We start from the raw sequence: 12,244 nt of genomic DNA on the forward strand, positions 1-12,244 counted from the left end.
TGGCGTTCATTCGTCGCTCGCGTACCCAAGTACGCTTCGCTCCTCTTTCGCGCCAACCTGGGCCCCTCGTAAAGCCGTCTCCGTGCTCCATTATTCAAAATTGATCCCCTTTCCGATTTAGCCCCTTTCGTGGGGGTCCAGGGCACTCTTATCTCAAATCTCACCTTAAGGAGAACATCATGGCCAGCAACACCCAAGCCCGCACCATCTCAGCCAACGCCACCTCAGACAAAGGCATCCTCGATATCACCTCGTTGGTCCTGCTCGCCGTCCTGCTTGCCGCTGGCTTTATCCTCAACATGACCGTAGGCAACGCTCTGGCGGTTACGGGAATTAAACCTCAGTTCATCATCGCCGCCTATGCCCTAGCCATCGCGCTCACGCAGGCGAGCTTTGCCCAGGCCGCCATCTTTGGCATCCTGTCGGCCGCCGTTATCCAGATCACCACGTCAATCCCTGGCCTCAACTTTGTCACCGAGCTTGCCGGCGCACTGACCATGACTGCCCTCGTCAAGTCAAACATCGGCGGCAGCAAGGTCAACCCCTTCATCGCCGGTCTGCTCACCACCCTGGTTTCGGGTGCCCTCTTCGCCGTCCTGGGCACCGTCATCATGGGTGCCGCGCTGCCCACAGCGCTCGCCAAGGTGCCCATCGTGCTCGGTACTGCCGTCTTCAACGCCGTTGTGGTCCAGACCCTCTTCTTCCCCCTCCGCAAGGTGCTCAACAAATAGCCTGATATGATGGACGGGGCCGCAACTCCACGGCCCCGTCATCAAAGACTGTCCCAGACAACTAGCTCTTGGGGACGTTCTTAAACGACTAGTCATGTAAGAACGTCCCCAATGACTATGAAAGGTATCCATGGAAACGATCATCAACGTCGACGATGTCTCGTTCTCCTATGGCACGCAAACCGAGCGGGCGCTCAGCCACATCTCGCTCAGCGTGAACAAGGGAGATTTCATCGGCATCATCGGACCCTCGGGCGCCGGCAAGTCCACGCTTGCCGCCTGCCTGTCAGGTGCCGTGCCCCACCACTACACCGGCACGTTCTTTGGGTCCGTCATGGTTGACGGCCACGACACCTGCGAAGCCTCGCTCACCGACGTGTCGCAAATCGTCGGCAGCGTGCTGCAGGATATCGACACGCAGATGGTCGCCTCAGTCGTCGAGGACGAGATGCTCTTTGGCCTCGAGAACTTTGACGTTCCCCACGACCAGATCGAGCAGCGCGTGAGCGAAACGCTCGAGACCGTCGGCATCAGCGACCTGCGCGACCGCGAGATCGCCACCCTCTCGGGCGGACAGAAGCAAAAGGTAGCCATCGCCGCCATCCTCGCCATGCGTCCGCGCGTCTTGGTTCTCGACGAGCCCACCGCGGCACTCGACCCCGCCAGCTCCACATTGGTCTTCGAGACGCTGCGTGAGGCAAACCGCACACTTGGAATTACCATCGTCGTCGTTGAGCAAAAGGTCGCCCTGCTCTCGGAGTACTGCAACCGCGTGCTCGTGCTCAACCATGGCGAAATCGCGCTGCAGGGCGAACCACACGAGGTCTTCGCGCATACCGACGAGCTCCGTGCCATCGGCGTCGACTGCCCTCGCGTCACGCGTATCTTCAATAGCCTCGAGGCCGATGGCCTGGTAAGCGGTACCCCTTGCTTGGATGTCGACGAGGCCGAGCGCCTGATTTCGGGCATCGTCGACCCCGCACACGCAAGCAACGACATTCAGGCGCCCGCCGGCTCCCCGCATGCACCGTCGTTGCGCCCTCATGCCAAGGACGCCGAGCCCGTGCTCACCTTCGATCACGTTGAGTTTGCCTATCCCAATGGCGGCGCCGCCGTCCACGACCTAAGCCTGACGCTCTATCCTGGCGAGCTCGTGGGCATCGTCGGCCAAAACGGTGCCGGCAAGACCACGCTCACCAAGCTGCTCACAGGCCTGCTTAAGCCCGCCTCGGGCAGCGTGCGCGTCACGGGGTTGGATACCGCAGCCGTTCCCACGAGCCGCATTGCCCGCGAGGTCGCAACGCTCTTCCAAAACCCCGACCGCCAGATCTGCAAGGATACCGTACTCGACGAGGTCGCTTTTGGCCTGGAGCTTGCCGGCATCGACCGTGCCGAGGCTCTGCGCCGTGCTCAACTTGTTATCGACCGCTTTGGCCTGCCTGCCGATGAGGCACCTTTCTCACTTTCGCGCGGCCAGCGACAAATGGTGGCGCTTGCCTCCGTCGTAGTGGTTGAGCCCAAGATCGTCGTGCTCGACGAGCCCACGAGCGGCCTTGATTACCGCGAGTGCATGACCGTCATGGAAACGGTGCGCACCATGGCCGAGCGCGGCTGCGCCGTGATTATGGTCTGCCACGATATGGAAGTCGTCTCGGATTTTGCCGAGCGCATTGTGGTAATGGCCGACGGTCGCATCCTCGACCGCGGCCGCACGCACGAGCTATTTTCGAACATCGATCTCATGCAGCGTGCCTATGTTGAGCCGCCCCAGGTTATTGAACTCTCGCGCCGTCTGGCATCTTCCGTCTCGCCCGCTTTTGCGCAGGTGAGCGAGGTCACCGATGTCGTTCGCATTACCAAGGAGATGGTCCGCCGTGGTTAACGTCATCGACTACATGCCAGGCGATACGCTACTGCATCGCCTGAACCCCGTCGTCAAATTGGGCCTCGCCGCCGCCATCATCGTCGGCATCTTCTTGTCCGACACCTACGTGGCGCTGCTGGGCTTTTTGGCACTCACCCTTGCGCTGGGTGCCTATGCCGGTGTCGTCGACCGTCTGCTCTCGTTGCTCAAGTTGCTGATTCCGCTCGCGCTTATCATGCTGGTACTCCAGCTAGCCTTTATGCGCGATGGCAACGTGGTGTGGGGCTTTATCACCGACACGGGCCTCATCACAGGATCGAAGGCCTGTCTGCGCCTGCTGGGTGTGGCGTTACCACTCATCCTCATGCTCATGGTGACCAAGCTCAACGACCTTGCCAACGCCTGCGTCGAGGTGCTGCACGTACCGTATCGCTATGCCTTCACCTTTACCACGGCGCTGCGCTTTGTTCCGGTGTTTGGTCAGGAGATGAACGCCATCATGGAAGCGCAGACCGCACGCGGCGTCGAGTACGACACCAAGAACCCCATCAAGAAGCTTAAGCTCATGCTGCCACTGTGCGTGCCACTGCTCATCTCGAGCGTGGGCAAGACCGATGCCACAGCCTTGGCGGCAGAACAGCGCGGCTTCTATCTGCGTACACGCGCCAGCTCGTACAAGCGCTACCCCATCAAGGGCCTGGACATCGCCGTGCTCATCGTCAGCATCGCCCTCATCGCCATCGGCTTCCTGTTCTAGTTCGCCACCGACAGCAACCGCCCAACGCAAAAGGCCTCGGCTCGCACCAAACGAGCCGAGGCCTTTACTGCTTCACCAGATAAAACCTACCAAAATTAACCTGTCCCTTATTGACAGGTCGGAAGCTAGAGGCGGTAGGAGGCGCCGCTGCGGATGATGGATTCGCGCACCAGGACATCCATGGCATCGAGGGTGATCTCGGGCATCTCTCGATACTTCTGCAGCACCGATAGCTCGGTGCAGGCCAGAATGACACGGTCGCAGCCGCTACGGGCGAACTCCCACATCACGCGGTCGAACTTATCCATATCGGGCTCACGTCCGGCCTTCACATCATCGTAGATAAGTGACATCACATCGTTCTGACGTTTCTCGCTGGGATAGACGACCTCAACACCCGCAGCCTCGCATTCGCGGCCGTAGACGCCCGCGCCCACGGTTCCGTCGGTGCCCATAATGCCAATCTTGTGCACCGGCTCGGCCGGCATACTCAGGTTGGGGTCGAACTCGCACTCCCCCATCACCGCACCCGCAAGGGCATAGCGCACCGACTCACGCGGCATGTGAATAATCGGCACCTTCGTAAACGACTGGATCTGGTCGTAGAAGTAGTGCGACGTGTTGCAGGGAATGGCAATGTGCGCACAGCCCAGCGACTCGAGTGCCTGGGCACACTCTTTCATGGTCGCCAGCAGCTTGGCATGCTCGCCGGTCTTAATGGCAAGCGTGCGGTCGGGCATGGTCGACTTGGAGAGCACCACCATGTCGATATGCTCCTGATCGCAGGCAGCAGCCGTATGACGCACTACCTGGTCGTAGTAATACGACGTGGCCTCGGCGCCCATGCCGCCGATAACTCCCAGCTTTTCCATCGCCGCCTCCTTGGTGACGCTTGCGCAATTGCGCGTATCATACCCGCGCCCGCCCGATGTAAACCGGACGGGCGCCGCACTCATCTACTTGTAATACGTCTTGAACAGCTTAAAGTGGCGCAGCTTGGTGTGCCACATGCGCAGCCAGCGGTTAAAGACAAAGTCGCCCTTCATAAACGAAGGGTCGGCGCCCTTGCCTTCCTTGTCCAGGCGATGCACCTTAGCGCGCAGCTCGGGATCCTTGACGTACTTGTCGACGACGCCCATGGGGACGACCATCCACAGCGCCTCGTCCTGCGCCGTCACAAACTCCGGCTCAAACGGGCGGTTGAACACATACTCGTCCACCACATACTTGGCAACGTTAAAGCCGCTGTTAGTGACGTAGTAGTTGCTGCGACCTTGTCGCGTGTTGAAATCGAAGAACTTAAACGAGCCGTCGCGCTCGTCGTACTTAACGTCAAAGTTGGAATAGCCCACAAAGTGAAGGTCCTCGAGCAACTTGCGCACGCCGCCCATGAACTCGTCATTGGGCTCGGTGATGATACAGGCGTGGTTGCCGACACCGTGAGGCTGATGCTCCTCGAGCAGCACGTGACCCAGGCACATCATGCGTACCTTGCCGTTGCGGTCGGAATAACTGGTGAGCACGCGCATGTACTCGTCGTTGCCGGGCACGCGATCCTGCAAGATCAGGTCGTCGGTGTAGCCGCTGGCATACGAGTCGCGAATGACCTGTTCCAGCTCGGCACGGTCGGCAATCTCATAGGCCTTTTTCTGGCCCTCGAACTCGTGCTGCCACCACATGATGCCGTCAGAAGGCTTCAGAATCATCGGGTAGGGAAAATCGATCTGGTCGAGCACTTCGGCAGGCGCCTCGCCTTGGGCGTTGAGCATCGCCATGGTGAAGGTAAAGGTATGCGGATAGGGCACGCCATGCTTCTCGCACAGCTCGTAGAAGATCTCCTTCTTCTGACACTGCTCAAGCATGCTATAGGGAGCGTAAGGCGCGACGATGTTATCCGCCAACTCATGGGCATCCTTGGCCTGAGCCACGAGGGCAACATAGTTATCGCCACAGCCCACAAGGACAATCGTCTTATCGGCATGCGCTTGGGCAATGCCGTTGACGGTTTTGAGCATCACGGGCATGGTGTCGATATCCACGTTGGGCGTGTAGTCGATAATCTGGCTGCGGTACGCGGGACCCGTCTGGTACTTGCCAAAGACCAGACTCTTGACCTGGTACTCCTCGTAGAAGGCGCGCGCCACCGAATAGGCGTTGATGTCGCCACCGAGCAGCACGGGAATGAACTCGCGCTCTGTAAACTGCAATGCCATGGAAACTTCCTATCATGAACTGCCCACACAACGGGCGGTCTTTGCGCAACTGGTTTATTCTAGCGTGCCAAGCCGCCGGCGCCCAAAGCTCCACCGTATCTATGGCAATCGACGTAATCGTCCAGCACGAAGGCCAGCACGAAGACGGCGCTCACCGTTGTATGACAATGGGCAATGAACCTACCATTGTTGTAGGATTCAGCGTATTGACGTCCTCAAACGAAAGGCGCGCACGTGCCCCAAGACCATCCAACCGATAACCCCATCCTCAATGCCGCGAAACGCGAGCTGGCGGAACGTGCACAAACGGCCGTTCCCCTACGCACGGCAGACGATGCCTACGACAGGCCCGCCCGCATCGTCTCGATCAACACGTCGGCGCACAAGGGCACACGCAAGTCGCCCGTCGCGGATGGACACGACACCGTTATAGAACAATTTGGCCTCGCCTCCGACGCACACGCCGGGCATTGGCACCGCCAGGTTTCCTTTTTAGCTGCAGAGTCCATCCAGACGGCGCAGGAGCGCGGGCTCGATGTGCACGAGGGTGACTTTGGGGAGAATTTCACCACGCAAGGCATCAATCTACTCTCGCTCCCCATGGGCACGCAGCTCAAGCTTGGCAGCGAGGTGCTTGTCGAAATCAGCCAAATCGGCAAGGTCTGCCACACACGCTGTGCCATCTACTATCTCGCCGGCGACTGCATCTTTCCCCACGAGGGCGTTTTTGGCGTGGTGCTAAAGGGCGGAGAGGTCCATATCGGCGACGACATCCAGGTGGTCAAGCTCGGCGACGGCACCTGCTCGTTCACCCCTGCCGAGGCCCTCGAAGAGATTGATCGGGCTCGTCAGGAGGGCACGCTGTAGTTGTAAAACCCCACGTTGAGATAGCTTTTACAGCCCAAAACACCTCTCAAACAGGGCTCCGTAACGTTAAAGTTGAACTCTATGGTTTCTCAACAATTCATCATAACTGCAGGTCAAAGCCAAAGCCTCAAGTTCAACTTGACCCTTTGGAACCTTTAAGGTTCAAGTTGAGGTCGAAAGCAGTAGTAGAATACCGTTCGAACCATAACCTACGATTGATTGCAGAGGGACTGGATGCAGCATTCGAATCATCGCGCCGCAGCGCTCATTGCGTCGAAGCCGGCTCGTATCATCACGAGCGCCGCGCTCGCCGTTGCGCTGACGGCCACGCCGATGCTCTCCCCCGTTGTGGCGTATGCCGCCTCGCAGGCAACGCAGGACCAGCTTTCCGCAGCCCAGCAGAAGATCGAAGCCGCCACGAGCGCCTACAACGACGCCCGCACCAAACTCGATGACCTGCAAAAGCAGATTGACTCCAATGAGGCAAGCATCGAGGAAATCGAGGCTAAGCTTCCCGAGCAGCAGGCCAAGGCAAGCTCCGCCATGCGCGATCTGTACAAGTATCAGAAGGGCACCAACCCCATCGTGAGCTTCCTGGTCAACGCGCAGAGCCTGGGTGAGTTCATCACGACCTGCAAATACACCAACCAGATCACGAGCTCGAGCGTCGACGAGATCGAACAGCTCAATAACATGCAAACCGAACTCGAGCAGAACAAGGCTGAGCTCCAGCAGGCCAAGTCTCAGCTTGAGGCAGAGCAGAAAAACGCCGAGGATGCGTTGGCTCAGGCCCAGCAGCTCCGCAGCGAGGCGCAGGCAAAAGCCGAGCAGGAAAATGCCGCCGAGCTTGCCAAGCTTGAGGCCGATAAGGCCGCTGCCGCCGAGAAGCTCTCGGGCGAGGGCGTAAGCGGCAGCAATTCCAGCAGCCAGGCCACCAACACCAACACCACCATTGACACCACGGTGAACAACGCCAATACCGGTAGCTCCGATTACGATTCGTTCATTAATGAGTGGACGAGCCGCATCGACAATTATCTCGCCGGCTCCCCCATGGCAGGCCAGGGCTATAACTTTGCCGTCGCCGCTTGGAATACCGGTGTCGACCCCCGTTGGTCCCCCGCCATCGCCTGCATCGAGAGCACCAAGGGTGCTTATTGCGCCAATTCTTACAACGCCTGGGGCTGGAGTGCACGTGGCGGCGGTTGGCGCAGCTTTGGCAGCTGGAGCGAGGGCATCTCCGCTCACGTTGCCTATCTGGGCGCCAACTACGGCTCCACCCTTACCCCGGCTGCGGCCAAAAAGTACTGCCCGCCCACGTGGCAGGACTGGTACAACAAAGTCGCCGCTCAGATGAACCGCATCTAAGTGCAACTGCAAAGGGCCCCAATGGGGCCCTTTTCTTTTAGGTAGCGGAAGTATCGACGACGCCGGTCGCATTGGCAACCGCGACTATGACGATCATGCATAGGAGCAGCACGCCCAATGCCTTGAGCCAGAGTTTCGCGAGTTTCTTGCCGCGATAGCTGTCGAGCAGTGCGAATCGCCGACGAAGACGGCGCTTATCGAGCAGCGCAAAATGCATAAGCACCATAAGGCCATCGACAAAGAAAAAATACTCGATTATGAGAAACCACGTCGGGTAGCTTTGGTTTGCTCCCGTGGGGTGAAAGACGGCAAAGTGACTTCCGGCAAAGAACACAAGTAGGGAGAAGCAGACAAGCGTATTCCAAATGCGCCCCAGAGACTCCGGAACGCGAGAGAGCGGACCGCATGCAGCGGAGGCGGCAGGCCTAGGAAGCCCTGCGGGGTTCTGGAGCCCTTGGAGCGTCAACACCGTCTCCGAGGCCGGAGTACGGACAGGCGCAGGTGTAGGAGGCCGTACGGGGCGGCTCAGATCGTATGCCGAGCGCGTCGCCCGTCCCAACGCTTCCGCACTCGCAAAACGCTTGGCCGGGTCGAGCGCCATCGACATGCAGACGGCATCGGCAAGTGGAGTGGGAATGCCACGCGCCTCGCATTGCTCGCGCATGTCGAGCCCTGGTTTAGGGTCGACTCCCGTCAAGCAGAAGAACAACAGGGCGCCAAGTGCGTAGACGTCGCTGCGCACACTCGTCTGCCCAAACCCATACTGCTCGGGCGGCGCATAGGGTCGCGTGCCAAACTTGACGGTGTCGGCATCGGCGCCATCGCGCCATACGCGCGCGATCCCCAAGTCGATAATCACCAGCGACGAAAACGTCAGGCCCTCATCGAGCGTACAGTTCGCACCCGTCACGATGATATTCGACGGTTTGAGGTCGCGATGGATCACCGGCGCCGACGTCTCCCCCGCCATTGCAAAACCGGCGTGGAGCTCGCCCACGGCATCGCATAGGGCAGGATACAATTCACGCGCATAATCGGGGGTGGCTCCCAGACGGTCCACCAGCACCCCGAGCGTCTCCCCTTCGATGTATTCCATAACCACGTTGAGCTCGTCGCCCACACGACGACAATCGACGATTCTGGGCAGGTGCTCAAAACGCCTGCCTGCCCGCTGGGCGGCAAACAGACGCTCGTATGCCCCGCCGATTTGAGCCGAAGCATCGATGCGTTTACGGACAAAGGGGCCGAGCGAACCACCGCCGGTTCCTTCAAAGTACACGAGCTCGGTTGTTTCAACGGACGAGCGCTTAAGTACACGCTCCACGCGATAGCTGTCGTCGCGATCGAGCGACGCCAGATGTTCGGCAAGCGCTGCGGTCAGCTCGTCATCGGAATATGTTGTGGTCTGAGTATCCATAGCCTCCATCATAGCGCAGGGCGCAGACACCCCATGGCATCCGCGCCCCGTTCGCTTGCATCGTTGTTCGGCAGCTCCGCCGGCTCAGATATCAGCCGCTAACTCACCGTCTCCTCGCCAAAGCGATACAGCTCCTCGTTGACCTTTTGGAGGCTGCACCCGCGATCGATGCAAAAGATGATAATCGCATCACGGCGATCCTTGCAGTTGAGGACGCTTACCCCGGCAGCCGTCAGTGCACGGTTGGCCTCTTTGAGCGTCAGCGCCATCGCAAAGGCAATCTGCAGCACCTTATTGCGACTCGGGTGACGCGCACCGGTAAAGATCTGATAGCCAAAGGTCTCATTGAGATCGGCCATACGAACCACGCGCGAGCGCTCCAAGCCCTTTTCCTGCAGCAGCTGCTTCAGGTAGTCCGAAAGCGACGGGGCGGCAAAGTCGTGCTCCCTGATATAGCCATCGATGTTCGGCGCATCGAGAAGCTCATTGAGCAGCTCCTCGGTCAGCTTTTTATCGGGCATACGACTTCACCTCCCCCAGTGCATGCAACATGCTAGAAACCGCTTACGTCCGAACGCTCCCAGCTAGCAACCTGGTCGGGAGACACCGTACCCAGCGCCTCGAACTTCCAGGAGCCGCCCGCCTTCAGATGATTGGTGTTTGCAAGAGCCGTTCCAACCTGGTTGCCATCGGCATCATACAGAACATACTCAATCTGAATGTAGCTCTTTTCCTTGTCCGTGTTATTGGTAAGCGTGCCCGTGATCTTATAGGCAAACTGACTGGAGGTGTCTTCAGCCTCGTCAGCAATGGTATACGGTTCTTGCGATTCTTTTTGCTCCTCAGCCTGCTGTGTCGCCTCGGCAGGTTTTGCCGAATCGCTCGCAGACGAATCGGTTGAATTGCCACCCATGGAGCCCACGGCACCGACGATAACCAGCACCACGATGACGCCTAGGACAATCTTGCCGATCGGCTTCTTTCCCTCTTTTGCCATTATTCATCCTTCCTACGATCCGGCTACCGTGCCGGCACACAGCACATCGTAGAAAGGATTGAACTTGAATTCATTAGCTGAGGGCTAAGGTTGCGGTAAACGGCCAATGCAGCTATCCAGACGCCGAGCAAACGCACTTTGCGTGACCGTCTGCTGGCAGCGCATCAACCCACCGTGACGGATTTCCCGGTAAAGGCACTGATCATCATTAGGACAAAGAACACCAGGTAGCTGATGCTCAATAGGTACGCAATGATCAGGAAGACGACCCAGCCGACATTGGTCTTACCGTCGGCGCGGCGCTGCTCGCGAGAACGGCACAGCCAGACCGTCACGCCGATGGCGGTGATAAACAGTACGAGTGCCGCCGCAGCCAGCCCAGCAAACACAAACATCACGCCAATGCTCACAGCGATGACCGGAAGCAGCAGCAAACCGCATCCGCATCCACCCGGACTATATACGGCAGACTGTCGGCGTCGTTCCATCGTCACTCCAAGCCAAGCAATCGTTTGTAGACATCGAGGCCTTTGAGTAGGATTTCCTCGTCAAAGAGCATGGTATCAGTGTGAAGGGCGCTCGTGGCATAGGCGGGACAGCCATCCGAATCGATCGGATTATCTTGTCCCTCCGGCACGCCCGTACCCAGGAGGAAGAACACGCCTGGCAGATGGCGCTGATAGAAAGCGAAGTCCTCGGCAATCAGCAAAGGCTCATCCACGAGTTGCAGCTCGGACAAGACAGGCGCAATGTGGGCGAATAGCTCGGGGTCGTTATCGACCGGCGGATAGCCCTCGGCAAAATCGAGGTCATATGTGCAGCCCGTTGCGACGCAGGCATCGTCCAGCACGCGGCGCACGCCCTCGCGCGCGCGGTCGAACATGTCGTCCGTAAACACACGTAGGCTGCCGGCAACATGGGCCTCCCCCGCCACCGCATTGCAGACGGTGCCGGCCTGCAGCAGGCCGAACTTACCAATGCAGGGCTCGTCGACACCCAACTCGTCCATGAGCTCGCGCTCGGAAACCAAGAACTTGGCAGCCGCCAGCGCCGCATCGTGCGACTCCTCGACCGGAACGCCATAGGTCTTAGCGATATGGATGCTCGTGCCATGGATATGAATGTGTGTCTCACTCGAACGCGCCAGCAATGGGCCAGAGCAGCTCGCCAACGTGCCGGCGGGCAGATCGGGCCACACGTGGAAGCCGAAGATTCGATCCACCCCGTAGCGCTCGAACACGCCGCTCTCGCACACCGTCTTAGCACCACCGGTCGTTTCCTCGGCCGGCTGAAACACAAAGAGCACATTGCGCTTAATGGCGCCCGGCTGCTCACGGATCGCACGGTCGACAAAGGTTGCCGCCGCAAGCGCCATGGCCATGTGTCCATCGTGGCCGCAAGCATGCATCTTGCCGGGATAGGTCGAAGCGAACACTGCCCCCGTTGCCTCGGCAATGGGCAGCGCATCCATATCGGCGCGAATCGCCGTGGCATGCGCGGCGCCCGTGCCGGCATCGAAGAAAGCACAGACGCAGCTGGGGCACGGATGGGTCACCTCGCAGGCGAGCGGAGCGAGCACACCCTCGATATAGGCGATGGTCTTCGGAAGATCGAAGTCGAGCTCCGGAATGCGATGAAGATCGCGGCGATAGCGACGGAGTTCTTGGAGCTCGGTCATAGGGGATCCTTTCGTGAGACACACCTGTTGCAACTAATTGTGATACAGGATTGTGGCACACATGTTTCCAGCATATCCCTGCATTTTTTAAACGTTATATACGAATACTCTTGTTTGGTAAAGTGCAACGTGGTAGGGTCAGTTACCACTTGATAGAGGCGCGGGCACGAAGAGCCGCGGGCGAGCCGGCAGGCTTTGACCCCGCGGGGAGGCGAAACCCGCCGAACTGGGTTTTTCGGGCACGAACAACCTGGTGGGCCTGCGGGAAACACCCGCAGGACTGTCTGCAGCAATGCGGGAGCGCTATCCGGACATTGGGTCCACGCTATGCGGATTCGATGCGCAGATGGCG

12 protein-coding genes and 1 riboswitch are annotated in these 12,244 nt (G+C 59.1%); of the genes, 5 read left to right on the top strand and 7 right to left on the bottom strand.

The window, feature by feature from the left end; translation table 11 throughout:
- The first annotated feature begins 179 nt into the window (after positions 1-179).
- The 3 genes from ACEG18_RS02885 (at position 180) to ACEG18_RS02895 (ending at position 3,352) form a co-directional block, all read left to right on the top strand.
- A complete protein-coding gene (locus tag ACEG18_RS02885; protein ID WP_372541171.1) occupies positions 180-731 on the top strand; it encodes a hypothetical protein in 552 nt (183 codons plus the stop codon).
- Positions 732-861: 130 nt separating this feature from the next.
- Positions 862-2,613 (top strand): ABC transporter ATP-binding protein, encoded by a 1,752-nt coding sequence (locus ACEG18_RS02890; RefSeq protein WP_372541172.1) that lies wholly within the window; start codon positions 862-864, stop codon positions 2,611-2,613.
- On the top strand, positions 2,606-3,352 hold the full coding sequence (locus ACEG18_RS02895) for an energy-coupling factor transporter transmembrane component T family protein (RefSeq protein WP_117773924.1): 747 nt from the start codon (positions 2,606-2,608) through the stop codon (positions 3,350-3,352). The genes ACEG18_RS02890 and ACEG18_RS02895 overlap by 8 nt, the downstream gene beginning before the upstream one ends.
- 125 nt (positions 3,353-3,477) lie before the next feature.
- On the opposite strand, the gene ACEG18_RS02900 is transcribed toward ACEG18_RS02895, so the two are convergent.
- Together ACEG18_RS02900 and ACEG18_RS02905 are read right to left on the bottom strand one after the other, a co-directional pair.
- Positions 3,478-4,224, bottom strand: a complete 747-nt coding sequence (locus tag ACEG18_RS02900; RefSeq protein ID WP_372541173.1) for an aspartate/glutamate racemase family protein — start codon at positions 4,222-4,224, stop codon at positions 3,478-3,480.
- Positions 4,225-4,308: 84 nt separating this feature from the next.
- Positions 4,309-5,565, bottom strand: a complete 1,257-nt coding sequence (locus ACEG18_RS02905) for a carboxylate--amine ligase (RefSeq protein ID WP_372541174.1) — start codon at positions 5,563-5,565, stop codon at positions 4,309-4,311.
- 234 nt (positions 5,566-5,799) lie between these two features.
- On the opposite strand from ACEG18_RS02905, the gene ACEG18_RS02910 reads away from it, so the two are divergent.
- Together ACEG18_RS02910 and ACEG18_RS02915 are read left to right on the top strand one after the other, a co-directional pair.
- On the top strand, positions 5,800-6,432 hold the full coding sequence (locus ACEG18_RS02910) for an MOSC domain-containing protein (protein WP_372541175.1): 633 nt from the start codon (positions 5,800-5,802) through the stop codon (positions 6,430-6,432).
- 234 nt (positions 6,433-6,666) lie between these two features.
- Complete coding sequence (locus tag ACEG18_RS02915; RefSeq protein WP_372541176.1) at positions 6,667-7,800, top strand: coiled-coil domain-containing protein; 1,134 nt, start codon at positions 6,667-6,669, stop codon at positions 7,798-7,800.
- Between the two features lie 37 nt (positions 7,801-7,837).
- Here the strand turns inward: ACEG18_RS02915 and ACEG18_RS02920 are convergent, their stop codons facing one another.
- The 5 genes from ACEG18_RS02920 to ACEG18_RS02940 all read right to left on the bottom strand — a co-directional run bounded on the left by ACEG18_RS02920 (position 7,838) and on the right by ACEG18_RS02940 (position 11,892).
- Positions 7,838-9,217, bottom strand: a complete 1,380-nt coding sequence (locus ACEG18_RS02920; protein WP_372541177.1) for a serine/threonine protein kinase — start codon at positions 9,215-9,217, stop codon at positions 7,838-7,840.
- A gap of 98 nt (positions 9,218-9,315) precedes the next feature.
- Complete coding sequence (locus tag ACEG18_RS02925) at positions 9,316-9,738, bottom strand: XRE family transcriptional regulator (RefSeq protein ID WP_117637494.1); 423 nt, start codon at positions 9,736-9,738, stop codon at positions 9,316-9,318.
- A gap of 32 nt (positions 9,739-9,770) precedes the next feature.
- Positions 9,771-10,214, bottom strand: coding sequence for an FxLYD domain-containing protein (locus tag ACEG18_RS02930; RefSeq protein WP_117637493.1), 444 nt, complete (start codon positions 10,212-10,214; stop codon positions 9,771-9,773).
- A 164-nt stretch (positions 10,215-10,378) separates the two neighbouring features.
- A complete protein-coding gene (locus ACEG18_RS02935; protein WP_143759215.1) occupies positions 10,379-10,702 on the bottom strand; it encodes a hypothetical protein in 324 nt (107 codons plus the stop codon).
- A gap of 2 nt (positions 10,703-10,704) precedes the next feature.
- A complete protein-coding gene (locus ACEG18_RS02940; RefSeq protein WP_372541178.1) occupies positions 10,705-11,892 on the bottom strand; it encodes an amidohydrolase in 1,188 nt (395 codons plus the stop codon).
- 145 nt (positions 11,893-12,037) lie between these two features.
- Positions 12,038-12,206, top strand: a riboswitch (Lysine riboswitch).
- The last annotated feature ends 38 nt before the right edge of the window (positions 12,207-12,244 follow it).

This window comes from Collinsella aerofaciens, from assembly GCF_041537385.1.
GTDB classification, from domain to species: domain Bacteria; phylum Actinomycetota; class Coriobacteriia; order Coriobacteriales; family Coriobacteriaceae; genus Collinsella; species Collinsella aerofaciens_BV.